This window comes from Clostridioides sp. ES-S-0048-02, from assembly GCF_020658495.1.
Taxonomy (GTDB): Bacteria; Bacillota; Clostridia; order Peptostreptococcales; family Peptostreptococcaceae; genus Clostridioides.
The window spans coordinates 109,858-136,443 of record NZ_JACVWH010000006.1 but is presented as its reverse complement, the minus strand read 5'-3'; the positions used below and the strand labels follow the sequence as shown (position 1 = coordinate 136,443).

The following is a 26,586-nucleotide window of genomic DNA, read 5'->3' as shown; positions in this document are numbered from 1 at the left end:
GAAAAATTATCTACCTATGTCTGTTCTATAATGCATTCCTTCAAAGTTTATTTTTTTTATATTTTCATAAACTTTTTCTGCTGCATCTTTAACTGTAGCTGATTTTGTAGTTATACCAATTACTCTTCCCCCATTAGTAACTAAATTGCCGTCAAGCATCTTAGTACCACTGTGGAATACTACTATATCATCATCTAAATTTTCAAGACCAGTTATAACTTTTCCTTTTTCATAACTGTCTGGATACCCTCCTGATGTAAGCATAACACATACAGCTTCATCATCACTATAATTTATTTCTATGTCTTTTAACTTATTGTCAAGTATAGCTTCCATTATTTCATGTAAATCTGTTTCTAATCTAAATAAAACAGATTGTGTTTCAGGGTCTCCAAATCTTACATTATATTCAAGTACTTTCTCTCCATCATCAGTTATCATAAGACCAACAAATAAAATACCTTTAAAGTTAAGTCCATCTTTTTTGAATCCCTCTAATGTTTTTTCTAGTACTGTTTCTTTTACTTTATTTGCTAATTCTTCTGTATAGATTTCACTAGGTGAAAAAGTTCCCATTCCACCTGTATTCGGTCCTTGTTCATAATTATTTACCTTTTTATGGTCTTTTGCACTTGCCATAGGAACTATTGTATTATTGTCTACAAATGCCAAGATAGAAGTTTCTATACCTTTTAAAAATTCTTCAATTACTATTTTATCTCCAGCAGTTCCAAATTTCTTATCTGACATCATTTCTTTTAAAGTTGCTATAGCATCTTCTCTATTTTCAGGTATTACAACACCTTTTCCAGCAGCTAATCCGTCCGCTTTTATTACTACTGGATACCCAAAGCTATCTATTTCTGATATAGCTTCTTCTAAGTTTGTATATTCTTTATATTTTGCAGTAGGTATGTTATGCTTTATCATAAAATCTTTTGAAAAAGCTTTACTTCCTTCAAGTTGAGCACATTTTTTATTAGGTCCAAATACTCTTAAACCTTCTTTTTCAAATTCATCTACTATTCCCATAACTAGTGGTACTTCTGGACCTACTATTGTTAGACCTATTTTGTTATCCTTGGCAAATTTTAAAAGCCCTTCTACATCAGTATCACCTATATTTACACATTCTGCTACATTTGCGATTCCTGCATTACCTGGCGCACAATAAACTTTTTCTACATTTTTTTCATTGCTTAATTTCCAGCATATAGCATGTTCTCTTCCGCCACCGCCTACAACCAATATCTTCATAATATCCTCCTTAGTGTTTGAAGTGTCTTATTCCTGTAAATACCATAACCATATCATACTTATCACAAGCTTCTATTGAATCTTTATCTTTTATAGAACCACCTGGCTGAACTACTGCTGATATTCCATATTCATGAGCTAATGTTACACAATCATCAAATGGGAAAAATGCATCTGATGCTAAAACAGCTCCTGTAAAATCTTTATCTTTATTATTTTCAAGAGCATTTTTTAATGCCCAAATTCTTGATGTTTGTCCACAACCTAGAGCTAGAGTTTGACCATTTTTTACTATTGCAATTGCATTTGACTTCATATTTTTTACCACTCTCATACCAAATTCCATGTCTTTAAGTTGCTCATCTGTTGGTTTTGCTTTTGTTACATTTTCACTTTTTTCTGCTAATGTATTGTTTCTATCTTGTATCAATAATTTTCCATCTAAGTATTTCATTTCATATGGTTGTAAACTATTTTCTATCTTAGCTAATTTTAAGATTCTTAGATTTTTCTTTTGTTTAAGTATCTCTAATGCTTCTGGTTCAAAATCGTATGCTACTACTATTTCTAAGAATATTTCATTTAATTTCTCTGCTGTAGCTTTGTCTATAGTGGAAGTTATTCCTACTATTCCACCAAAGATTGATACTTTATCTGCTTCATAACATTTTGTATATGCTTCAAAAGCATCTTTTCCTAATCCTACACCACATGAATTAGCATGTTTTATAGCTACTGAAACTACTTCTTCACTGTCTTTAAATTCTCTCATAACTTCTAAGCAACCATGTAAATCATTTAAGTTGTTGAAAGAAAGTTCTTTACCACCTAGTTGTTCATAATTTAAGATTGGATTTTTTGCATTTGATTGTGAATATAAGAAACCATTTTGATGTGGATTTTCTCCATATCTTAAAGTTTGTTCTTTTTGGAAAGTTAAATTTAATATGTCAGGATATGTATCTCCTACTTCTCCAGCAAAATAGCTAGATATTAAAGCATCATATCTTCCTGTAGTTGAGAAAGCTTTATATGATAATTTTTTTCTATCTTCTAATGTCATTGTCTCTGTTTTTAATTTTTCTATTATAGAATCATAATCTTTTATATCTACTACTACTATTACATCTTTATAGTTTTTAGCAGCAGAACGTATCATAGATGGTCCACCGATATCTATATTTTCTATCATTTCATCGTGGCTTTTCCCAGCTTTTAAAGTTCCTTCAAAATCGTATAGATTTACAGCTACTAAATCTATTGAATGTATTTTATGTTCATTCACAGTTTCTACATGAGATTCTTTGTCTCTTTTATAAAGTATTCCACCATGTATATATGGATTTAATGTTTTTACTCTTCCATCCAATATTTCTGGGAAGTTTGTAACATCTTCAACTTGCATTACATTAACTCCATTTTCTTTTAATGTCTTAAAAGTATTTCCTGTAGATATAATTTCATAGTCTAACTTATTTAATTCTTTAGCAAATTCAACTACACCTGTTTTGTCAGTTACACTTATTAAAGCTCTCTTACTCATTTATAAACACTCTCCTACCTTGAAGTTTTAATTTATTTTCACAAAAAAGACTTAAACTCTCTTCCAAAATCCTATGTTCAACTTCTAACACTCTTTTTGCAAGTGTTTTTGCATCATCATCTTGATTTACCTTAACTACATCTTGCATTATTATTGGTCCAGTATCAGCACCTTCATCCACAAAATGAACTGTAGCACCAGTTACTTTAGCCCCATAATCTATTACTCCCTGATGGACTCTTTCTCCATAGAATCCAGCCCCACAAAATGAAGGAATTAATGATGGATGTATGTTTATCATTTTGTTTCTAAACTCATTAACCAGCTTTGGGCTGATTATTTTTAAATAACCAGCCAAAACTACTAAATCTATTTTATTTTCTTTAAGAATTTCTATTATCTTGTCTTCATTAGTTTCACAAATTGCCTTTATGTTATGATTTTTAGCTCTCTCTAAACCATAAGCATCTTGCTTACTTGAGATAACTACTTTAACCTGACCTTTTATTTTTCCAGACTCAGTACCATCTATAACTGCTTGTAAATTTGTTCCTCCACCAGATATCAAAACTCCTATATTTAGCATAATTCTACACCTTCATGACTATCTACTACTTCACCAATTATATATGCTTTATCTTCTAATAATTCACTATACTTTTTATCTACATAAGCAGCATTGTCATTTTCTCTATTATTTATAAAGTTTACAACATCGTTGGCATTTTCTTTATCTACTATTAAAACTAGTCCAATACCCATGTTAAAACTCTTATGAAGTTCTCTCTCATCTACAGCATTAAAACCTTCTATCATTTTAAATATAGGAGGCTTCTCCCAAGATTTTTTATTGATGTCTAATCCTAATCCTTTAGGTATAACTCTTGTTATATTTTCTATAAGCCCTCCACCAGTTATGTGAGCTATAGCTTTTATATCATGTTTAGCTAATACATCTAAAGCTAACTTAACATATATTTTAGTTGGTGTTAAAAGTGCTTCCCCAACTGTCATTCCTAGTTCTTCTACATATTGTTCCATCTTATAATCATAAGTTTCTAAGAATATCTTTCTTATAAAAGAAAATCCATTACTGTGTACTCCACTTGAAGATATACCAACTAATACATCTCCTGATTTAACATCATTTCCAGAAACAATCTTTTCTTTGTCAGCTATACCTACAGAGAATCCTGCTAAATCATAATCATCATCTCCATACATTCCAGGCATTTCAGCAGTTTCTCCACCAATTAGTGCACAACCAGACATCTTACAGCCATCTGCTATTCCACCAACTACTTTTTCTATATGCTCAGGAACTAATTTTCCAAGAGCTATATAATCAAGGAAGAATAATGGCTTAGCACCTTGACATATTAAATCATTTACACACATTGCAACTAAATCTATTCCAACAGTATCATGCTTGTCCATCATTTGAGCTATTTTTAACTTAGTCCCAACACCATCTGTAGATGCAAGCAAAACTGGTTCTTTCATTCCCACAAAATCTTTTAAACTGTATAATCCACTAAAGTTTCCTAAATCTCCAACTACATTTCCATCATAAGTTCCTTTAATTTTACCTTTTATAAGGTCTACTGCTCTATTTCCTTCATCTATATCTACACCTGATTCTTTATATGTTAACATGAAAGTAGTTCCTCCTTATCAATTTTTTTAACTGGGTATTCTCCATCAAAACAAGCTTTACAGAAAGTAGACTTATGTTCTGCTGCATCTAACATTCCTTCTATATCTAGGAATTTTAAACTATCACATCCAATATATTCTCTCATTTCTTCTACGTTGTTACTTGATGCAATTAACTTAGAGCGATTTGGAGTATCTATTCCATAATAACAAGAGTAAGCTACTGGAGGAGATGTTATTCTAAGATGAATTTCTTTTGCTCCTGCTTCTCTTAAAGATTTTACTAACTGTTTAGATGTAGTTCCTCTTACTATTGAATCATCTACTAAAATTATAGATTTTCCTTTTATTACTGTTGAAAGAGGATTTAATTTTATTTTTACAGCTATTTCTCTTTCCTCTTGTGTAGGTTTTATAAATGTTCTTCCTACATATCTATTTTTAACTAGACCTTCACTTATTTTTAATCCACTAGCATTTGCATAACCAATAGCTCCTGGCCAACCTGAATCAGGAACTGGAACTACTACATCTGCTTTTACATTTTCATCTTGAGCTAATCTTTCCCCACATTTAATTCTGAACTCATATGCATTTACATTATCTATAGTTGCATCATTTCTTGCAAAGTATATGTGTTCAAATATACAACTTTTCTTAACTGGTTTATAATTTTCTGAATAAAAATATGATTTTAATTCACCATCTTTAACTACTATTATTTCTCCTGGCTCTACATCTCTTATAACTTCTCCGCCAAGTATGTCTATTGCACAATTTTCTGATGCAAATATATATTCATCGCCCTTTTTACCAAGTACAAGAGGTCTGAATCCATGTGGATCTCTAACTGCAACCAATTCATCTTGACTCATTATTACAAGGGCATATGCACCTTTGATATAGTCCATTGTTACTTTTAAACTTTCTACTATATCACCTTTGTAATATCTTGCAAGTATATATAAAATTACTTCTGTATCTGAATTAGTTTGGAACATATATCCATCTTCTTCTAGCATATCTTTTAAATAATTTGCATTTACTAGATTTCCATTATGAGCTATAGCTAATTGTCTTTTTCTGCAACTTCCAACTAAAGGCTGACAGTTAGAAACATGACTTCCTCCAGCTGTTGAATATCTAACATGTCCAATACCTATATTTCCTTTTAACTTAGATAATTCACTTTCCTTAAAAACATCTCCAACTAATCCCATATCTTTTTTGTACTTAATTTCTCCATCATCTAAAAGAGCTAAACCACAGCTTTCCTGCCCTCTGTGTTGCATAGAATATAAAGAATAATATAGTTCTTTAGTTACATCTTTATTAGAGTAAATCCCTAAAACTCCACACATACATTTGCCTCCTATTTATTATTCATTCTCGAAAGTACTTCCATATAACCTTCTACAAGGTCTCCAAGGTCTCTTCTAAATCTGTCTTTGTCTAATTTTTCATTTGTGTTTACATCCCAAAGTCTACAAGTGTCTGGTGATACTTCATCTGCCAATATTATGTTTCCTTCTGAATCTTTACCAAATTCTATTTTAAAGTCAACTAACTTTAGGTTTAATTTTAAGAAGAATGTTTTTAGCAATTCATTTATTTTTAGAGTTTCTTCTCTTAAGAATTTCAATTCTTCTCTAGTTGCTAATTTCATTGCCACTGCATAATCGTCATTTAGCATTGGGTCACCATAATCATCGTTTTTATAGCTTATTTCAAAGATTGGCTCATCGAAAACTACACCTTCTTCAAGACCAACTCTTTTGCAGATAGAACCAGCAGCAATATTTCTTACTATCACTTCTAATGGTAAAATTTCTACTTTCTTAACTAGCATTTCTCTGTCTGATAAACTTTTTATAAAGTGTGTATTTATATTATTTTCTTTTAACATTTCAAAGATTATTGTTGATATTTTATTATTTAGTATACCTTTTGAAGATATTTCTGCTTTTTTTTCTCCATTAAATGCTGTTGCATCATCTTTATAATAAACAACATATTCGTTTTCATTATCTGTAGAATATACTTGTTTTGCTTTTCCTTCATATAATAACATTTCTGTTACCCCCTTAAGTTCTTGTCGTCTTCTAACACCTTTTGTGCCATTTCTTCTCTATATGATTTCAAATCTTCTTTTAATTTTGGGTATTTTAGAGTCATTATTTGTAATGCCAATAAAGCTGCATTTAAACCTAAATCTATTGTAACTGTTGCAACTGGTATTCCTTTTGGCATTTGAACTATTGATAAAAGTGAGTCTAATCCATCCATAGTTGATGATTTAATAGGCAATCCTATTACTGGAATTAGAGTTTGTGAAGCTATTACACCTGGTAGATGTGCTGCTTTTCCTGCTGCTGCTATTATTACATCTGTATCATCTTCTATTTCTTTTAGGAATGTTGAAAGTTGTTCTGGTGTTCTATGAGCAGATAATGCTCTTGCTACAACTTCTATTCCATATTTTTCAAGCAGTTTTATCCCTTCTTCTAATTTTGGATAATCTGATTTTGAACCCATAACTACTGCTACTTTCATTAGACTTCCCCTCTCCGTTTATAAGTTATTTTACATTTTAAATCATTCGTATCATTATACGAATGATACACCTTAAATTTTATATTAATATACACATATTATCAACTCTTTTTTGAAATTTTTTAAAAAAAATATTACTTGTATTTTTTTTATTCGCCCCATACCGAACTTTATTCGCTTTTTTTGATACCTAATAAAATTACTTTCCATTTATTTATTATTTTTTGATAAATAAATATATTTCATATAATTTTAAAGTAAACTTACATAGTATTTTTTAAATTATAAGATTTATAATTCAGTAAAATACTCATTTCTATACATACTTGTATCAGAGTCTATACTAAAAAAGGAAGTTAATTATCATAAATCATCTTCCTTTTCATTAGTGTATAATTTTATAGTTGTTAATTTAAAAATATAAAGTGCCATTTTTAATTCTGTATTTTATCAATAAATTCATATCTTGCCAATAGTTAATCATCCTTAAATAATCTTTTATATAACAATTTCATTTCTTGATAATCTAAAATTACAAAATCAGGCTCATAAATCAAATCTTCTAAACTATTCCCCCTACGATTCATCCAGATACTCTTCCATCCAGCTTTTTTAGCACCTACTACATCATTTTTATAAGAGTCACCTATATAATATGTATTTGCCCTATCTAAACCCATAAATTTCTCAGCTAATCTAAAAATATTAATGTCTGGCTTAGAAAAGCCAACTTCACTAGAAATAAAAATATTCTCTTCATCAACCCACTTTTCAATATTTAATTGCTTTAATTTCATTCTTTGATGAGAAGATGGTCCATTAGTTATAATTCCAATATTAATATTTTTTTCTTTAGCAAAATTCAAAACTTGCTCCATCTCTGGTATTAGAGTTATTTGTGATTGTTGATATATATACTCATCTTGAAAATTTTGAGCATCTTTTTCTGTAATGGGGTTTCCTAACTCTTCAAAAGCTTTCATTATTCTATACACATGCATTTTTTCAATTGGCATCTCTCCACTCTCAGTCAAATGAAATACCTCATCACTATACTTTCTGCTACTGATATATAAATCTTTAACAGAAATATTCTTTATTGAAGAAAATACTTTATCATATGCGATATAAAAAGGTGTTAACTGATTGTATAAAGTATCATCTACATCAAAAATTAAATTAATCAAAATATTAGTCCTCCAAAATTTAATAGTGGCAAATATAATTATAACTATAAATACCTAGTATAACAATACCTACCACTATAAGTCCTATTATTTATTTAAAATTCTAGTAGTTACACCTTTTAGATTATAACATTCTGCATAATCACGTAAAGGACGCTTAATATGGTCTACAACAAATCTTTGACCATTGATGTTATTTTTTCTTAAATTACTATAAAGCATTTCTATCTCTCTTTTAACATCATCATTATTGAATGTATAGTGACCTGCAATATCTAATATTTCATTAGATAAAACTTCATCCTTAAAGATTTCTTCAGTAGTTAGATTTTTCTGTTCTCCTATCACCCATTTTCTCCAACGTCCACATTCAATAGCATCTACAAGAAGAACATGTCTAATATTTGAAGTCTTTTCAATTAATCCTTCTTCCTTTAGTTTTCTTTCAACTTCTGCTAGCTTTAAGTATGCTCTAGTCTCTTCAGTACCATATTGAGGAGCAACATTTGTCGCAATAATTTGAGATGGTATATGTTCTAATAAAGTCACATCATCCAAATAATCTCCATTATGTTCCTTTAACCCAACTCCATACTTTTTAGCCATTTGAGCTAAATCATAAGCATTCTTAAAGTTAAAAGTGCCTACTTGTTCTGTTTTTCTAGTTAGAGTACCTGTCTGACCAACTATAAATGTTGGCATTGGCAAATCTCTCTTTTCAAGTTCAACTTTTAATCTAGTTATAAATGTTTCATATGTCTCAGTTGAAGTTAAGCCTCCATTTGTTTCCTCTGTCCCAACTTCATATCCTATCTCTGGCAAATTAAGTCTTTTTCTTTCTTTTTCGCAATATTCAATTAATTCTACAGTTCGTTCTAACACTATATCCAATGGAATCACTTTTCCCATTTCAAATGGGTCTTTTGTAGGGTCAATCATTAATAAATCAAAACCTGCCTCAATATCAGCTAAATAAGATTTTTTCCCTAATTCCATAGCTTTGTCAACAGGTAAATGGTCATTTCTCTCTTTATCTCTTTGCCATGGTCCTCCATGGTCTCTGCACAAGTAATATAAGCCATCAAATCCCACTTCATCAGCTATTTTCTTAATATCTCTTGTAAATGTTTCTTGATTCCAACCATTTACATAACCTCCTCCTAGCTCGTCTGCATCTACTTGATTTCTACTTGCAATAAACATTAAAGGAAAATCATCATCTTTTGCTAATTCAAAACTCGCTTGTAACAAGTTAGGTGACATAGGACCAATCCCTAAAAGTGTTGCACTTTTCCCCTCTTCTTGTAAGTCTAGTAATCGTTGTACGACAGTTTTTATTGGTAATTTTTTCATTACTATATCTCCTTTTATTCTATTTTTTAAGATGTTTTCAAAGATGCTTTTAATAAAATTTTCAATAAAAACATCTTTATGTTATATGTAAAACAAATCAAACTTTATTGAAAAGTATCTTTTATTTTCTTAATTAATGCATCAGATTTTTTAATAATATCAGACACACTCATTCTTACTACTTTCTTGCCTTTAAAACGCTCCATATTTCTAATCTCAACATCATTAGTTAATATTACACAAGTTGCTTCTTCAATTTCTTTAATTGACAACTCATTATCTATTCCAGAGCTTCCTTGAGTTTCAACCTTTATTTCTATACCAAATTTTTTTGCTGATAATTCAAGTGATTCAGCTGACATATAAGTATGGGCTACTCCACTAGGACAAGATGTTACTGCTACAATTTTCATATCTTTATCTCCTTTAAATTTATAGTTCTATATAATTTTCTTACAATTTTATATAAATTAATTTATTATTTTATATATCTATAATTCTTCAAATATTAGTTCAATAGAATCATCTATATCTTCTTCAATTTCTTCATCTTCTTTTACATCTTTCTTTACTAATTTCATCAATATTGCGACAACAACTGCTCCAGTTAGTACAGATGCTATATACCCCAACCTGTTATCAACAACTGGAAGTACTATCAATCCTCCCCAAGGAGCATGATTTAAACATCCCAGTAAAAAAGCCATAATATTTCCAATAATTGAACCAGCCATAATACAAGGAATTACTCTAACAGGGTCCGCTGTTGCAAATGGAATAGCTCCTTCCGTGATTCCAACACATCCCATTAGAAGTGATGCTTTTCCTGAATCTCTTTCTTCTTTACTAAATTTTTTTGGGAATAATAATGTTGCTAACCCTAATCCAATTGGAGGTATACAAATCGCAACTCCAACTCCTCCCATTAAGTATGGAAGTGTATCAACTTGTGTTTGAGCAAAAGTCGCAGCAACTTTATTTATAGGACCACCCATATCAGAGGCTATCATTCCTCCCAAAATACCCCCTAAAGGAATCTTTGAAACACCAGACATTCCATTTAACCAGTTCGTCATCCATGCCATAAAAGAAGCTATAGGTTCTCCAATTAAAAATACAATTATACCACCTGTAATCAATGTACCAAGCAAAGGATAAATAAATATGGAACCTAGAGTTCTCATTGTAGGAGCTAATTTTATTTTCTTCAGTTGTAATACAACAAATCCTGCTATGAACCCTGCTATAATACCACCTATAAAACCAGCATTTACTTCTTTTGCTAAGTATGCACCTATCATACCTGGTGCTAGCCCTGGCTTATCTGCCATACTAAATGCTATATATCCACCTAATATTGGAATGAATAAAGCTAGACCTGCAGCACCAATTTGATTTAGTTTAGCTAACCATCCAGTTTCAGGAACAGCAGCTTGTCCACTTAATGTTACTGATAAAGCAAATAATATTCCCCCAGCAACTACAAATGGAATCATATATGATGTTGCTGTCATAAGATGTTTTTGTAAAAACTTTAAAATCCTCATTTTAATCTTCCTCCCCTATCTTTTCTTTTATAAGATTATAAACTGTTTGTTCATCTGCCCCTCTAATTTGATTTCTAAAACTCTCATGCATCAATAAACGTGCCAGTTTTGATAAAATCTTTAAATGAAGATTATTTTCATTATCTTTTGTTACTGATATTAAAAATATCAAGTCTACTTTTTCACCTTCTTCTGTCCATTCAATAGGAACATCAAACTTTCCAATTGTAATACAAGAATCTTTGACACCTATACTTTGACTATGAGGTAGACCTATACCATGCCCAATATATGTTGATAATGTTTCCTCTCTCTTTAAAACATCTTCTAAAAATTGATTTTTATCTCTTAAATACCCCTCTTTTGATACTACATCCACTAATGATGTAATAGCTTCTTCTTTTGAATCTGCTTTCATTTTGAATGAGCATTTTACATTGACTAATTTACTCATACAGTGACCTCCTCCTCATATTTATGAATTAAACCTTCTGCTTCTTCTTTTGTCCTTGCACTTTCTAACATACTAATAAAATTAGTCTTATAAACCATTTTAGTTAAATTAATTATTGCTGGAATTTGCTCTTTCTTATCTCTACTTGCTAAACAAAATATAACTTTAACCTTTTTATCACCAAAACTAATTGGCTCTTTACATATTAGTAAACTTATTGAACTTACTTTAACTAATGAACTGTCATTTCCATGCAATAAAGCAAACTCTTCATCTTTTACAGCATAGAAACCTACATTATTTAAAATATCTATAATATTCTCAGCATATTGTGTTGATACAAAATCACAATTAGCAAGTATATTTGAACTAATTTTAACAGCATCTTCCCACTTAACTTCTCTATCAATTATACTGATAGTATCAGCACCTATTAAATCACTTAATTTAAGCTGTCTAGATAATATTCTCTCATCACTATATCCAAGCTCCTGCCATATGATACTCAATACTCTTTTTTGAGCATCTTCTTCTAAGAAATCCAGCCTTTTTTTGATTGATATATAGTTAGTCAAGACATTCTTTCTTTTTATTCCTTTTTCTTCGAGTTTTAAATAATCGTTTTCCTGCAAAAATGGATTAATCTCAATAACTACTTTAGGCAAAGTTACAACTATCTTTGATGTTGTTATAATAAAATCGATATTTTCCCATTCCTTATAATCTTGTAATTTATATGCTGGAATACTATCCACTATATTTATTTGATAATCATTTATTAGAGTGTCTTTTAACATAGCAATTACACCATATCCAAATCCACAAACTAATAATATGTTTTTATAATTGTTTCTCTCATTTCTTTGTACACTTCCTAAAAAGTGTATTGCTAAAAGTATTATTTCATTTTCATTTTTTATTTGATTTAACATCCTATTTTTTTGTACAGAAACCTTAGTAGCTTCAAGTACATATTGATACTTATCTGGTATTACATGAAATAGTTCTTCATAAATCTGTATGTTTTGCTTGATTCTTTCTATTAATGGGGCAATATGATTAAGCAATCCTTTATAAAGAATCATATCTTCTTTAAAATCAACACTCAATATTTCTGACATATTGTAAATTAAATCTTGAACTATTATTTCTGTACTAATCAAATCCATATCTTCATTTAAACTTGCATATTTATTTGTAAAAAACACAAAACTTTTTAACAATAAAATTTGTTCTTTAGTCAATTTCTTTTGAATGATTTGTTCAAATTCTTGGTCAAATTTATTTTCAAAATATGGTTCACTTAATGAGGAAGATTCCAAAGGATGTTTTTCATCTGAATGTATGTACCATGTAAAAAGAAAAATATTTGAAACATACCATGTGAAAGATTCATCATTTAAAATCCAATCCATTTTGGAAAGTAAATCTATTGACCAATTATATATATTATTCAAGGAAATCCCCTTGAATATTTGTTCAATAATTTTCACTAAGTACTGCTCAAACACACTTAAATCAGACTTTTCTTTACCAAATAGGTAAGAATATAATTTTAATATACTTAGTCTTTGTTTATATATAGTGTTTTCATCTCCACTTATTTTGAAAGTCTTATCATATGTAATAGTTATTTGGTTTCTTTCTAATTCACTTGATAGAACATTAAGGTCGTTTTTAATTGAACTTCTAGAAACCTGGAATTCTTTGCTCAACTTTTCTAAATTTAGCTTATCTATTTTAAACATTGATATAATCTTCATAATAGATACTCTCTCAGTTAAAGAAAATACATATTCATTATTATCTATATATACTACTTGGAAATTCTTAGGAATAATTAGTACACCTTTATTTATTTTTTGTATTAATGGTTTATTTAATGACTGTAAAACTATATTTAAATTATTTATGTCATATCTAACTTTTCTTTCTTCTATACTTAATTGTTGGCTAATTTCCTTATAACTTGTCTTCTCTTTTCCTTTTAGAAAATTCATAATGAGTAACATTCTTCCACTTATCATATTTTCCCTCCTTTCAAAATAATTAGAGTTATTAATACTGCAAATTTTATGTTATTCTGTATATTTAAGTTTTTTTATGTCTAAAAATAGTAACTATCTTTCTATATTCAGAATAATACAATAAAGCTTTAACTACAACTTACAATATTTGAAAATTGTTTTTACAAAATCTGTAGACATATTTTTATTAAAAAATATAATATTTATATTTAAAACTTTATATCACCTACTAATTACAATATATTTTAACATTACATAGTATTTTCAACGCTTTACTAATAACTGCTACATATCTTTAACTATATGGGTAACAACAAAATAGTTAAAAGTTTTACTTAAAAGTAAAACTATATCTGTAGATTTAAACATACAAATAAAAAAAGCAAGCTATATATTTAAATTATATAACTTGCCTAAATATTTAATTTTATAAACCTAATCATTAGGTATTGTTAAATTTTTTACTTTATCACCATTATATGCGAATTCTTCAAATTCATGTATTGATAATGGTTTAGAAAAAACATAACCTTGAATATAATCACATCCAATACTTTTTAAGAAATATACTTGTTCAACTTCTTCAATACCTTCAGCAATTACTTTCATACCAAGTCTCCTGCTAAGTTCAATAATAGATTCCACAACAACTTTACCACGTTCTATATTATTTTTACTAACAAAAAATGAACGATCTAATTTAATTATATCGACTTTAAACTCCTTTAATATCCCTAATGATGAATATCCAAATCCAAAATCATCTATAGAACATTTAAAGCCTTTACTGTGGATATCATCTATTACACAAATTGCTTCTGGATTTTCTAAAAAAATAGATTCTGTAAGTTCTAAGTCTATTAAAGATGTAGGTACATTATATTTAATACATATCATCTCATATTTTTCTAAGAATGATTTATCCTTTAAATGTTGTCTTGATACATTAACAGAAATTATTAATAACTCCTTACATTCTTTTATCCATTTAGAAATCAATTTACATGTTTCTTCAAGAACATATAGGTCTAACTCACATATAAATCCACTTTTTTCAAAAATGGGAACAAAATCACTAGGATAAATCATCCCCTTCTCTGGGCTATTCCAACGAACAAGAGATTCTGCACCACTAACCTTTCCAGTTTTTATATCAATCTTTGGTTGTAAGCATATAAAAAATTCTTTATCATCAAGAGCTTTTTCCATTAAATTTGACAATTCCTTTTCAAATATCAATCGTTTTTTTTCTATATCACTATAAAAATTAAAATCACTTTTATGTGCTTTATTAAAACTTTTTCTTGCTGTATTCACATGGTCTTGTATTGTAATTAAATCTTCGTCATGATTTTCAATTGCGTAAATACCTACTGATATTCTTAAAAAGTATGGGTTTTCTTTTCCTTTGTTAAAATAATTAATCTCATCTTCTATTTTATACAGTAATTCTAAAACTTCTAATACTGGTCTATTCTTCATAAATAGATAGAACAGGTCTGCATCATGCCGACATACAAACTCCTCATCATTAGCAATATTTTTTTCTAAAACATTATAAATATATTTAAGTGTATTATTTCCTTTTTCACTACCAAAACAGTCATTTATTAGCTTAAAATCCTTTATATTTATTGCTATCATCATATAAGTATTATCAGGAGATTTTGAAATTAAAGGTTTTATTAACATACTAAATTTTGTTGAATTAATACCATTTGTTATATTATCTAAATAAGCAATATCTTCAATTTGTTTTATGTATTTTCTTCTAATAGTATATAAAATCCATGTTATAATTCCAATAATAAAAATAATTATAAAGGTCATTATTATTGTAAAAATGTTTAATTTATTCAATTCACCTAAAACAGCTTCTTCAGGCACTATAAGAATGAAATACCAATCATTTAAATCTTTTGTTACTGGATGATACGTTAGCAGACACTTTACATTTTTTGACGAAGTTATTGTAATTTCTCCTGATTCTTCATTCTTAAAGTCATCCATTATTTTGGGAACCCAATGCTCATTTGTAGCACCTTTATATTTATGACTAAGGTCCTTTATCAACTCACTATTTTTACCTATAAAGAGAGGTTTCCCCTTAGTATTAACAATTTCAATAGTTCCTTCTCCGTTAAAACTGTCAATACTAAGAATATTATTCACACTTTCTTTTTGAGAAACACCTACTAAAATACTAGATACCTCATGTTTATAATCAAATATAGGTACACTGTAGAGTACAACATCTATTGACTCTATAAGTTCTGTGTATTCCTTTCCCTCTATCCCCTTTTTATATGAAATAGTATTCTTTAAATCCGCTTCTTTTCCACTTAAAAACTTTGTTTTACCTTTTAAATCTATTATTCCAATATCAGAATATTTATAACTAGTTTTTCTTTTTGCTAAGTAATCATATCGACTATCACCTTCATATTGTTTAATAAAATCTGCCATTAGCCTTAAATCAGATAAAATAAACTTAATTTGATTATCAACATTTGTTACAACTTGTGTAGATACATCATTTAGATAGTTTTTAGTTTGCTTATTAGATATGTTGTACAGTTTTACAGTAGTAAAAACAGTAATTACAAGAATTGAAATAATAAGTGCACATAAAACCACAGACAAAACCATATTGTTTTTTTCGTACCTTGATAATTTCATTTTTTGTCCTCCAAACTATAAGTCCATTTTTAGCATAAATACTAACTCTACAAATTTCATTACCAAAAAACTATTCACACTATATTATAATATTCTACTTATCAATATTCAACAAAACTCCTTTATATTTCAATAATAATTCATTAATAAGCATTTTATTGATTTTATTTATGTAATATTTTTCCTTAAACTTCTGTAGAATATTGTTTAAAAACAAATTCCATAATCTAAGTTTATGTTTCTATTTATTCAAGACTAACAAATTCTATATACTTATATCAAAAAAGCTATCCTATATTTTAAGATAGCTTTTTATTTTAATGAGACACTTAATATCTCTAATATCTCATAACTAAATATATTATTAAACCTTCACTTATTTTCTTTAATAACACAACAAGGATTCCCATAAGCTATAGTATTAGATGGAATTGACTTTGTTACAACACTACCTGCACCAATAGTTACATTGTCTCCTATTGTTACTCCTGGTAAAATAATACTCCCTCCACCAATCCAAACATCATTACCAATTTTCACTGGTGCAGTTATAGTTTTGCAAAAACTAAATCCATCATCAGTTCTTTCCTCAAATCTATCTTTAGCATTAGTTGGATGAAATGCTGTATATATTTGTACATTAGGAGCAATCAATGCATTGTCACCTATTATGATTTCATTATCATCTAAAAATGTACAATTCATATTTACTTCGCAATTATTACCAAAATAAATATTATTTCCATAATCAACATAAAAAGGTGCAGTAATCCATATATTTTTTCCCTTTCCACCTAAGAGTTCTGTTAAGATACGTTCCTTGTTAATACTATCATCTGATTTCAAACTATTATACTCTTTTGTTAAATCCTTGGCTTTGTGCCATTGACATAATAATTCCTTATCTCCACAGTCATACAATTCTCCTGCCAACATCTTTTCACGTTCTGTCATCCCAACCTCCTAAAATATATTAGTATATTAACTAAAAATAATATTTGTTATTAATATTGTTCCATATTTATATTGTAATATAAAAAATTAAATACTCAATGAAACTATCTTATTGAATATTTAATTTACTTACATCTTGCAAATACAAAGTTAGTATATAATTATAGGTTCTACTTAAATTAAATCTAGACTATAGATATTTTCATTATTCATTGAATCAAAAATGCTAAATTTAAAATCTACTTTTTTCAATAAATTATTTGAAGCCAGATTATCTGATAAAGCACTTGCTAATACTTGTATACATTTTTGTTTTGTTTTATCCAATCCAATATCCCCCTTATTGCCTCTTGTTAATATCCTTGCCTTGCATAATTTGGAGAGATTATACAACAAATATAACACAAACTATCTTTCTGTTACAATTCATAATTACATTATTTATTTAAGTATTTTTAAATATTTGATATTAGAATTAAGAATTATTTATTATCTTCGGTCTTCAAAAGCTTTTTGTATCTAAAATATCGACGATAGTAAAACAATAGTTTATCATAATGTACAAATACTATTCTTTGCTCTACTACCTTTGTAAAAGTATCAAGATTCTAATCTAAAATTAAAAGCTGGTTTTTTAATTATTCTGAAAATAACTTTTATTATATGAATTTCATTCTAAACACTGATTTATTATTAATATTTATAATACAACTAAAAAATAAATGACTTTAATATGTAACTGTGATAAAATATGACCAATAAATAAGTTATAATTTGATTATTATAATATTTTATATATGAAAGAGAGGAAAAGTAAATGAGTTGGCAACATATAAAAATACCAAACGGAAATACAGTGATTTTTTGTAATGCATTCATTACTGGAAAATCATCTATGAATATTATTGTTACACATACTCCTATCATAACTACGCTTGATTTACAGTTAGCATACGAACCTCTTTCCCAATATGATGTAAATGTCTTTGCATTTGATTTTTCAGGAACAGGTAAAAGTGGTGGTAATGAGAAAGATTTTTCACGTAATTCAATTGTAAAAGACTTAGACTCTGTCATTGCATATATAGAAAAGAATTATTCTTCCAACATACATCTATACGGAAATGCAGGTATTGGTGGCATGTTTGCACAGTATTATGCATGTACAAGCAATAAGTTAAAAAGTTTTGCCCAGTTTGCCTGTGTTGATTATAAAAATACGTCAGGAGTAGGTTATCCTTATCCCACTGTTAAATTACTAAACTTTTTCCTCAAACTCCTTCCTAATTTTCATGTAACAGTAAAACCACCTAAATATGAAGGTTATAATGAAGCCCATGACAATGCATTTTACAAAATGATTGAGCAAAATAACCCTAATGTTTGGAAAAATAGCACAAAGGTAATGAATACAATGTTAGAATGTTTTGTCGCACAAGACAGTGTAATAAAGAATGGAGTTAACATTCCAACACTTGTTTTTAAAACGCTTTATGACAGATATTTCAAACCTAAGTATTTTGATAGCTATTATAATTCGTTGAGCTGTAAAAAGAAGCTTGTTGAAATTGATGATGTTCATAATAGCTACTATTTAAATAGTGAAAAATTTTGTCAGACAGTATATGAGTGGTTTATAGAAAATCAATAGAATACAACAAAAATACTAAACATAAAATTAAAGTTTAATGATTAATATATAATAGTAAGGGGTATATGTCATTACGACATATACCTTTTAAAATGCATATGATAAAAACAATTTACGATGATGTATTCTACTTGTTCTGAGCTTGAATCCTGTAAAACTAAAAATTATTACTTGACAGAATCACTGTAATTCTTTTTTTATTTAACTTATCAAAATAGATAGAGATTATAGCAAGTGTCACAAAAATAGTAACTTTCGTAATCAATTCAGGAATTGGAATATAAATGCCTGCTCGTAGCTGTACAAGAGTTTGTATTGGAAGCATTACCCCAATAACTTTTAATGTTACTAATATCATTCTATATAAGACTAATGAAATATAGCTTTTCTTTTTTATTAATAGATAGATAACAATAAAAACTAAGGGGCTAATAATACCCATATCAAGCACATAAGTAATTTCTGTAGTATACATTTCTATGCTCTCAAGTGTACTACCTGTAAATAATGAATGTAATACATCTGGTAACCATGCAATAATATTTGAAGCACCTGCCAATATCAAAAATACTAATTCTATCTTTCTTAAATAGAAAGAACAGTTGTAGCAAAATGATATTCCATAAAGCTCTAGCAGTAAAGTAAATAGGGTGAAAAATGAAATTGAAGTTAACAAAATATATACTAGTTGTAATTGATTATGTGCAACTCCAAATGAAATACTAAAAGCATAATACAAAATGATGCCTAGAATTGTTAGAAAATTTGTTTTTTGTTCTACTGTATCTATATCACGAAATATGTATGAACCAATGACTGGAACGATAATTAAAATCATTGTTAAGTCTGAACCTATCAATATAGGTGCCTTGAAATATGAGTCATATTGATAAATACCTGTACCATACATCTCAATAACCTGCCCATATAGGTTTATTGCTTCATATTTATTATCTATAGAAAATGAAAATATTCCACAAACTGTAATGATTAGCAATAATATGAATATAATGGTTGCTGAAATATTTAGCCAGGTCATTTGTTTTTTCTTTATCATTTAATTTCCTCCCTAAGGTAAAGTGTTTAAAGACTCTAAATGTTATCAGTTAGTATAACTGAAAAATCTTTTGTATAAATCCATAGTAATAAGTTACCATTTACACTATAGCAACTTATTACTATAATATAAATAGTAGATTTCACATGAAAGGAGTATCTTATGCAAATTAAAAACATGATTAGAAATTTTAGTGGTGAAAGAAATAATGAAGTTCGTGGTATTTTTGCAAGCATATTTATTTTACAAAACCGATTACAAACTATTTTTGATAAAGCAGATGAACATCTTACTTTAAAACAATTTATGCTTCTTACAATGGTAAAGCATGCTGATGAAAAAACTACTTTTACTTATCTTGGGAAACTCTTAGGGTCTTCACGTCAAAATATAAAAAAACTAGCTGTTTCTCTTGAAAACAAAGGTTTTATAACTATTGAACATGAACCCAATAATAAAAGAAATACTTCTATTGTGCTAACAAAAAAAGCAGATGAATATTCACAAAAAGTACAGGAACTCCATACTGAGAAATTAAACAATATATTTCAGGATTATTCAAATGAAGAAATCAGCCTGTTTTATCAAATGATTACAAAACTATATACAGGAGTTGAAAGAGAAGAAAAATACTATGAGTAAAATAATTATTTATAGCACAAAATTTAACTCAACTAATATGTATTATGACTTTGAATTTTATGCATTCCATTGAAAACATAAATATAGTCCAAAAGAATAGTTACACAGCACGATATGTATTAAAACAAGTAAAAAATAGACCGAAAAAGAGCTAGAAATACCCTATTTAAAGGCTTTCTAGCTCATTATTAATTATTCCCATTCTATTGTTCCAGGTGGTTTAGAAGTTATATCATAAACTACTCTATTTACTCCATCAACTTCATTAATTATTCTATTAGAAATTTTTTCTAACACATCATAAGGCATCTTATACCAGTCAGAAGTCATTCCATCAGAAGAAGTAACTGCTCTTAAACCAACTAAATAAGCATATGTTCTTTCATCTCCCATAACTCCAACAGTCTTAACATCTGGTAATGTTGCAAAAGCTTGCCATATTTCTCTATATAAACCAGCTTTTCTAAGCTCGTCCATATAAACAGCATCTGCTTCTCTTAATATATCACATTTTTCTTTAGTTACATCACCTATAACTCTTATTCCAAGACCTGGCCCTGGGAAAGGATGTCTAAATATTAATCCTTCTTCTATACCAAGTTCTAATCCTATTTTTCTAACTTCATCCTTAAATAGTTCTCTTAATGGCTCAACTATTTCTTGGAAATCTACATCTTCAGGAATTCCACCAACATTATGGTGAGATTTTATAGTAGCAGCACCATTCCCATGTCCACTTTCTATAACATCTGGATAAATTGTTCCTTGAACTAAGAAATCCATTTTTCCTAATTTATTTGATTCTTCTTCAAATACTCTTATAAATTCTTCACCAATTATCTTTCTCTTAGCTTCTGGCTCAGAAATTCCTTTTAGTTTAGATAAGAATCTATCTTCTGCATTAACTCTTATTAAATTTATATCGAATTTCTCTCTAAATATTCTTTCTACATCGTCACCTTCATTTTTTCTAAGTAAACCATGGTCAACAAATATACAAGTCAAGTTATCTCCAATTGCTCTATGAATAAGAACTGCAGCAACAGAAGAGTCAACGCCTCCACTTAAAGCACATAAGGCCTTTTTGTCACCTATTTTTTCTTTTAATTCTTTTATTTTATCTTCTATGAATGAATCTGTAGTCCAGTCACCTTTTACTTCACATACATTGTATAAGAAATTTTTAAGTATCTTATCTCCCTCTAAACAATGTTCTACTTCTGGATGGAATTGAACTCCATATAGTTTTTGTTCTACATTTTCCATAGCCGCTACTGGACAATCTTTAGTATTTGCAACTATAGTAAATCCTTCTGGAGCCTTTTCTATTAAATCAGTATGACTCATCCAAACACTATTTGTAGTAATCCCTTCAAATAATGATGATTTTCCATAAGTTATAGATGTTTTTCCATATTCTTTTTCTTGTTTATTGCCTTTTCTTACAACTCCACCTAATACATGAGACATTATTTGAACTCCATAACATATACCAAGTATTGGTACTCCTAGTTCAAATATTTCTTTTGATATTGTTGGAGAATCTTCTAAGTATGCACTATTTGGCCCACCTGTAAATATTATCCCTTTAGGATTTTTTGCTTTTATTCTTTCTATGCTTGCAGTACATGGAAGTATTTCACAATATACGTTGTTTTCTCTAACTCTTCTAGCTATTAACTGATTATATTGACCTCCAAAATCTATTACAAGTACTAATTCATGTTTCATAAATTTCCATCTCTCCTTGTATAATATAGTTTTTATATATATTTATTTTAACACAATACAGTCTAAATTATATTAAATCTTTTTACACAAAAAACCTGTATAGTAACTTCCATAATTTCTAGCAAAAGTGAAATTACTATACAGGCTTCCAAAATGCCCCTTATCTTATAGCCAACATATAGGGAGTATAACTCAGCCTACACATTTACTTAACTAGGTCTTTTGGTATAATAATTTCACTCATAGTCAAGATATTTACGGTATCTTGGTAGAGACTCTCAGACCATATCTCTGAGCATATACGAGTGAGTTTATATTTTATATATTTTTTTCTGTTTGCTTTTATTTATTAAAGCTGAGTATTAATTTATCAAAATTTATTACTTATGTCAATAAGTTTTCACTAAATTCTTCTTTTATTCTAAAATTTATATCAGCAAACACTTTTTTTATAGGAATATCTTCATTTTTTGCTATAGTTTTACATTCATCATATTCTGGAGTAGCTTTAACTAATTTATCTTTGTAATACCCTAGTTTTATTGTAACTAATCCATATTTTGTGTCTAATTTTACAAACTTTCTATCTAAAATTTCTCTGTTGTAAGCATTATATCGTACTCCAAAAGTGCTAGTTTCTAAAAGCAATATTTCAATAAATTTTTCTAAATCTACTTTATTACATAAAATCGATATTTTTGTTGCAGGTCTATTCTTTTTCATATAAATGCTTTCTGTATAAATATCTAACGCTTTCTCGTCTAATATTTTTTCATACAAATAAGAATATACTTCTGAAGACATATCATCGATATTTGCACTAATTTCATAAATTAATTCTTCTTTTTTTTTTCTCCTAATACTGCTCTTAACATATTAGGTACTTCAAATTTCTTATGACCTATTCCATATCCAATTTTTATTGGAGAAAACTCAAAATCCTCTACAAATTCATCACACAGAACTTTTATTATTGCAGCTCCTGTTGGAGTCGTACATTCTCCTTTTACATTATTTAATTTGATTGGTACACCTTTTAATATTTCCATAGTTGCAGGTGCAGGTACAGGCATGACTCCATGGTCACATTTTACAAATCCTGAACCAACAGATACTGTACTAGAATAAATCTTATCTATACAAAGTAAATCAACTAATATAGATGCTCCTACGATATCTACAATTGAATCTATAGCTCCTACCTCATGGAAGTGTATCTTATCTATTGTAGTTCCATGAACCTTTGCTTCTGCTTCTCCAATTACCATAAATATTTTTTTAGCATTAGCTTTTACATTTTCATTTAAATCACTTTCATCTATAATTTCAAATATATCCACTAAATTCCTGTGCATATGTGTTTCTTTCGTAATTACTTTTACTGTTATACCTGATATTCCACTTTCATTTTTTGAGCTTATATTTATATTAAATTCATCGCTCATTTTTAGTTTATGAATTTCCTCCAAAAAAATTTCCTCAGGTACACCTAAATTTAATAAGCTTGCAAGGGTCATATCCCCTGATATACCACTTACTATATCAAAATAAAGTATTTTTTCACTCATATATTTCTCCTCAGTTTTAATAATGAAAAATCTAATAAACATTAGATTAACATCGTATAATTTTTGTTTAATTTATATCAATATACCTATTATAATTTATTTATCATAGCTGCCAAATATCCTGCTCCAAAACCATTATCAATATTTACAACAGATATTCCAGATGCACAACTATTTAACATAGCCAATAATGCTGCTAATCCTCCAAAATTGGCTCCATATCCAACAGATGTTGGTACAGCTATTACTGGAACATCAACTAGACCTCCAATTACACTTGCAAGTGCACCTTCCATTCCTGCAACAGCTACTACTACTCTAGCACTATCTATTTTGTGTCTCTTATTTAAAAGTCTATGTATACCAGCCACTCCAACATCATATATTCTATCAACATCATTACCTAAAAATTTAGCTGTATAATATGCTTCATCTGCTACTGGTATATCAGAAGTTCCTCCTGTTGCAATTACAATTTTGCCTTTTCCAATATTCTCTATAGCATGATTTTGAATTTTAAGAATTTTAGATAATTCTTCGTATTCAGCATGACTATAAATTTCTTTAACTTTTAAAAATGTTTCTTTTCTACATCTTGTCCCCAATATATTAGAACCTTTTTGATTCATTTTATCAATAATTCCTAAAATATGTTCATCACTTTTACCTTCACAATAAATTACTTCTGGATATCCATTTCTTAATTCTCTATGATGGTCTATATTGGCATATCCAAGGTCTTCATAGGGTAAATCTTTTAATTGTTCTAATGCAACATCTATATCAATGTTTTCATTTTTAACCTGTTCAAGCAATTTTCTTAAGTCCATATTATCGCATCCTTTTAAACTTTGATTTATTCTCTATCAACAATTATACCTTAATTAATATATATCTAACATCATAACCTAAAAAATAACAATACAACTTCAAAGATATTATTATAATCCAGATACTAATTATCCAAATATATATATTAAAATTGTAAATGCACAAAAAAATTAAATATATACAAAAGAACTATTTCAACTTAGATACTAAAATCTAAGTCAAAATAGTTCTCTATCTTAAAATTTATATTTTTAAATATTTTAAGATTACATCATTCCTGGCATACCGCCACCCATTCCTGGCATTCCTACATCTTCTTTTTCAGGAAGGTCAGCAACAGCAGCTTCAGTAGTTAAGAAAGTACTTGCTATTGATGCAGCATTTTGTAAAGCACTTCTACTAACTTTAGTTGGGTCAACTATACCAGCTTCTATCATATTTACATATTTTTCATTTAAAGCATCAAATCCAGTTTCTGCTTCAGCGTTAACAACATTTTGTACAATTACAGCACCTTCAAGACCAGCATTTATAGCTATTTGTCTTAATGGTTCTTCTAATGCTTTTTTAACTATTTGAGCACCTAGTTTAACTTCTCCAGTTAAACTCTCAACTAGTGTTCCTATTGCTGGTATAACACTAACAAAAGCAGTTCCTCCACCAGCTACTATTCCTTCTTCTACAGCAGCTCTAGTTGCATTAAGAGCATCTTCTATTCTTAATTTTCTTTCTTTTAACTCAACCTCTGTAGCAGCACCAACTTTTACAACAGCTACTCCACCAGCAAGTTTAGCTAATCTTTCCATTAATTTTTCTCTATCAAAATCTGAAGTAGTTTGCTCTACTTGATGTTTGATTTGATTTACTCTATCTTCTATAGCTTTTTTATCTCCAGAACCATCTACTATTGTAGTGTTTTCTTTAGTTACTTTAACAGATGAAGCTCTACCTAACATAGATAAATCAGCTTCTTTTAAATCATATCCTAATTCTTCTGATATTACTTGACCACCTGTAAGTATAGCTATATCTTGAAGCATTTCTTTTCTTCTATCTCCAAATCCTGGAGCTTTAACTGCTACTACATCAAATGTTCCTCTTAATTTATTAACAACTAATGTAGATAATGCTTCACCTTCTACATCTTCAGCAATTATTAGTAGCTTTTTACCTTGTTGAACTATTTGTTCAAGAACTGGTAATAGCTCTTGTATGTTAGATATTTTTTTATCAGTAATTAATATATATGGGTCATTTAAAACTGCTTCCATCTTGTCTACATCTGTAACCATATATGCAGAAACAAATCCTCTGTCAAATTGCATACCTTCAACAGCATCCAATTCAGTATTCATAGTTTGAGATTCTTCAACAGTTATAACTCCATCTTTACCTACTATTTCCATAGCTTCTGCTATTAATTTTCCAACTTCTTCATCACCAGCAGATATAGAAGCAACTTGAGATATAGCTTCCTGTGTTTCTACTATTCTTGATTGATTTTTTAATTCTTCTACTGCTACTGTTACTGCTTTTTGTATTCCTTTTCTTAAAAGTATTGGGTTAGCACCTGCTGTTACATTTTTTAAACCTTCTCTGATTATAGCTTGTGCTAAAACTGTAGCAGTTGTAGTACCATCTCCAGCTACATCATTAGTTTTAGTTGCTACTTCTTTAACTAACTGAGCACCCATATTTTCAAATCTATCTTCTAATTCTATTTCTTTTGCTATAGTTACACCATCATTAGTTATAAGTGGAGAACCAAATTTTTTATCTAATATAACATTTCTTCCTTTAGGTCCTAATGTTACTTTTACTGTATCTGCTAATTTATTTACACCAGCTTCTAAAGCTCTTCTTGTTTCCTCTGAAAATTTAATTTCTTTAGCCATT

General features: G+C 28.7%; 22 protein-coding genes, 1 pseudogene and 1 riboswitch. Of the genes and pseudogenes, 2 read left to right on the top strand and 21 right to left on the bottom strand.

Annotation, left to right across the window (positions count from 1 at the left end; translation table 11 throughout):
* Positions 1–6: 6 nt before the first annotated feature.
* The 16 genes from purD to IC173_RS10250 form a co-directional block, all read right to left on the bottom strand.
* Positions 7–1,257: a phosphoribosylamine--glycine ligase gene (gene purD, locus IC173_RS10325; RefSeq protein WP_227483464.1), complete on the bottom strand. Its 1,251-nt coding sequence runs from the start codon at positions 1,255–1,257 to the stop codon at positions 7–9.
* A gap of 10 nt (positions 1,258–1,267) precedes the next feature.
* The gene (purH, locus tag IC173_RS10320; RefSeq protein ID WP_227434637.1) at positions 1,268–2,800 is read right to left on the bottom strand and encodes a bifunctional phosphoribosylaminoimidazolecarboxamide formyltransferase/IMP cyclohydrolase; all 1,533 of its coding nucleotides are present in this window, start codon (positions 2,798–2,800) and stop codon (positions 1,268–1,270) included.
* Positions 2,793–3,386, bottom strand: a complete 594-nt coding sequence (gene purN / locus IC173_RS10315) for a phosphoribosylglycinamide formyltransferase (RefSeq protein WP_227434636.1) — start codon at positions 3,384–3,386, stop codon at positions 2,793–2,795. The genes purH and purN overlap by 8 nt, the downstream gene beginning before the upstream one ends.
* Complete coding sequence (gene purM, locus IC173_RS10310; protein ID WP_227434635.1) at positions 3,380–4,456, bottom strand: phosphoribosylformylglycinamidine cyclo-ligase; 1,077 nt, start codon at positions 4,454–4,456, stop codon at positions 3,380–3,382. Before purM ends, purN begins: the two co-directional genes overlap by 7 nt.
* Positions 4,450–5,817 (bottom strand): amidophosphoribosyltransferase, encoded by a 1,368-nt coding sequence (gene purF, locus IC173_RS10305; protein ID WP_227434634.1) that lies wholly within the window; start codon positions 5,815–5,817, stop codon positions 4,450–4,452. Before purF ends, purM begins: the two co-directional genes overlap by 7 nt.
* An 11-nt stretch (positions 5,818–5,828) precedes the next feature.
* A complete protein-coding gene (purC, locus tag IC173_RS10300; RefSeq protein WP_227483465.1) occupies positions 5,829–6,527 on the bottom strand; it encodes a phosphoribosylaminoimidazolesuccinocarboxamide synthase in 699 nt (232 codons plus the stop codon).
* 5 nt (positions 6,528–6,532) lie between these two features.
* Entirely contained in the window at positions 6,533–7,009 is a 477-nt protein-coding gene (gene purE, locus IC173_RS10295) for a 5-(carboxyamino)imidazole ribonucleotide mutase (RefSeq protein ID WP_003420964.1), read from the bottom strand.
* 476 nt (positions 7,010–7,485) lie between these two features.
* On the bottom strand, positions 7,486–8,196 hold the full coding sequence (locus tag IC173_RS10290) for an HAD family hydrolase (protein WP_227855502.1): 711 nt from the start codon (positions 8,194–8,196) through the stop codon (positions 7,486–7,488).
* An 87-nt stretch (positions 8,197–8,283) separates the two neighbouring features.
* Positions 8,284–9,549, bottom strand: coding sequence for a class II D-tagatose-bisphosphate aldolase non-catalytic subunit (locus IC173_RS10285; RefSeq protein ID WP_227824848.1), 1,266 nt, complete (start codon positions 9,547–9,549; stop codon positions 8,284–8,286).
* A 104-nt stretch (positions 9,550–9,653) separates the two neighbouring features.
* A complete protein-coding gene (locus tag IC173_RS10280; protein ID WP_227434630.1) occupies positions 9,654–9,962 on the bottom strand; it encodes a PTS fructose-like transporter subunit IIB in 309 nt (102 codons plus the stop codon).
* Positions 9,963–10,040: 78 nt separating this feature from the next.
* Positions 10,041–11,096, bottom strand: a complete 1,056-nt coding sequence (locus IC173_RS10275; protein ID WP_227434629.1) for a PTS fructose transporter subunit EIIC — start codon at positions 11,094–11,096, stop codon at positions 10,041–10,043.
* A gap of 1 nt (position 11,097) precedes the next feature.
* Positions 11,098–11,550, bottom strand: a complete 453-nt coding sequence (locus tag IC173_RS10270) for a PTS sugar transporter subunit IIA (protein WP_227434628.1) — start codon at positions 11,548–11,550, stop codon at positions 11,098–11,100.
* Entirely contained in the window at positions 11,547–13,577 is a 2,031-nt protein-coding gene (locus IC173_RS10265; protein WP_227836188.1) for a PTS sugar transporter subunit IIA, read from the bottom strand. The genes IC173_RS10270 and IC173_RS10265 overlap by 4 nt, the downstream gene beginning before the upstream one ends.
* A gap of 435 nt (positions 13,578–14,012) precedes the next feature.
* Positions 14,013–16,256 (bottom strand): EAL domain-containing protein, encoded by a 2,244-nt coding sequence (locus IC173_RS10260; RefSeq protein ID WP_227483468.1) that lies wholly within the window; start codon positions 16,254–16,256, stop codon positions 14,013–14,015.
* Positions 16,257–16,628: 372 nt separating this feature from the next.
* Positions 16,629–17,210 (bottom strand): sugar O-acetyltransferase, encoded by a 582-nt coding sequence (locus IC173_RS10255; protein ID WP_227434625.1) that lies wholly within the window; start codon positions 17,208–17,210, stop codon positions 16,629–16,631.
* Between the two features lie 174 nt (positions 17,211–17,384).
* Positions 17,385–17,537 (bottom strand): hypothetical protein, encoded by a 153-nt coding sequence (locus IC173_RS10250; RefSeq protein WP_227836190.1) that lies wholly within the window; start codon positions 17,535–17,537, stop codon positions 17,385–17,387.
* A 490-nt stretch (positions 17,538–18,027) separates the two neighbouring features.
* On the opposite strand from IC173_RS10250, the gene IC173_RS10245 reads away from it, so the two are divergent.
* Positions 18,028–18,861 (top strand): serine aminopeptidase domain-containing protein, encoded by an 834-nt coding sequence (locus IC173_RS10245; RefSeq protein ID WP_227855501.1) that lies wholly within the window; start codon positions 18,028–18,030, stop codon positions 18,859–18,861.
* Between the two features lie 157 nt (positions 18,862–19,018).
* Here IC173_RS10245 and IC173_RS10240 read toward each other — a convergent pair whose 3' ends face one another.
* Entirely contained in the window at positions 19,019–19,918 is a 900-nt protein-coding gene (locus IC173_RS10240; protein ID WP_227855500.1) for a hypothetical protein, read from the bottom strand.
* 162 nt (positions 19,919–20,080) lie between these two features.
* On the opposite strand from IC173_RS10240, the gene IC173_RS10235 reads away from it, so the two are divergent.
* A complete protein-coding gene (locus IC173_RS10235; protein WP_227434622.1) occupies positions 20,081–20,560 on the top strand; it encodes a MarR family winged helix-turn-helix transcriptional regulator in 480 nt (159 codons plus the stop codon).
* A gap of 192 nt (positions 20,561–20,752) precedes the next feature.
* Here IC173_RS10235 and guaA read toward each other — a convergent pair whose 3' ends face one another.
* The 4 genes and pseudogenes from guaA to groL form a co-directional block, all read right to left on the bottom strand.
* A complete protein-coding gene (gene guaA, locus IC173_RS10230; protein ID WP_227434621.1) occupies positions 20,753–22,291 on the bottom strand; it encodes a glutamine-hydrolyzing GMP synthase in 1,539 nt (512 codons plus the stop codon).
* Positions 22,292–22,514: 223 nt separating this feature from the next.
* Positions 22,515–22,616, bottom strand: a riboswitch (purine riboswitch).
* Between the two features lie 59 nt (positions 22,617–22,675).
* Positions 22,676–23,808 (bottom strand): annotated as a pseudogene (larC, locus tag IC173_RS10225) (nickel pincer cofactor biosynthesis protein LarC).
* Positions 23,809–23,948: 140 nt separating this feature from the next.
* The gene (gene larB / locus IC173_RS10220; RefSeq protein ID WP_227434620.1) at positions 23,949–24,689 is read right to left on the bottom strand and encodes a nickel pincer cofactor biosynthesis protein LarB; all 741 of its coding nucleotides are present in this window, start codon (positions 24,687–24,689) and stop codon (positions 23,949–23,951) included.
* A 267-nt stretch (positions 24,690–24,956) separates the two neighbouring features.
* Positions 24,957–26,585, bottom strand: coding sequence for a chaperonin GroEL (gene groL / locus IC173_RS10215; protein ID WP_227434619.1), 1,629 nt, complete (start codon positions 26,583–26,585; stop codon positions 24,957–24,959).
* Position 26,586: the final 1 nt, after the last annotated feature.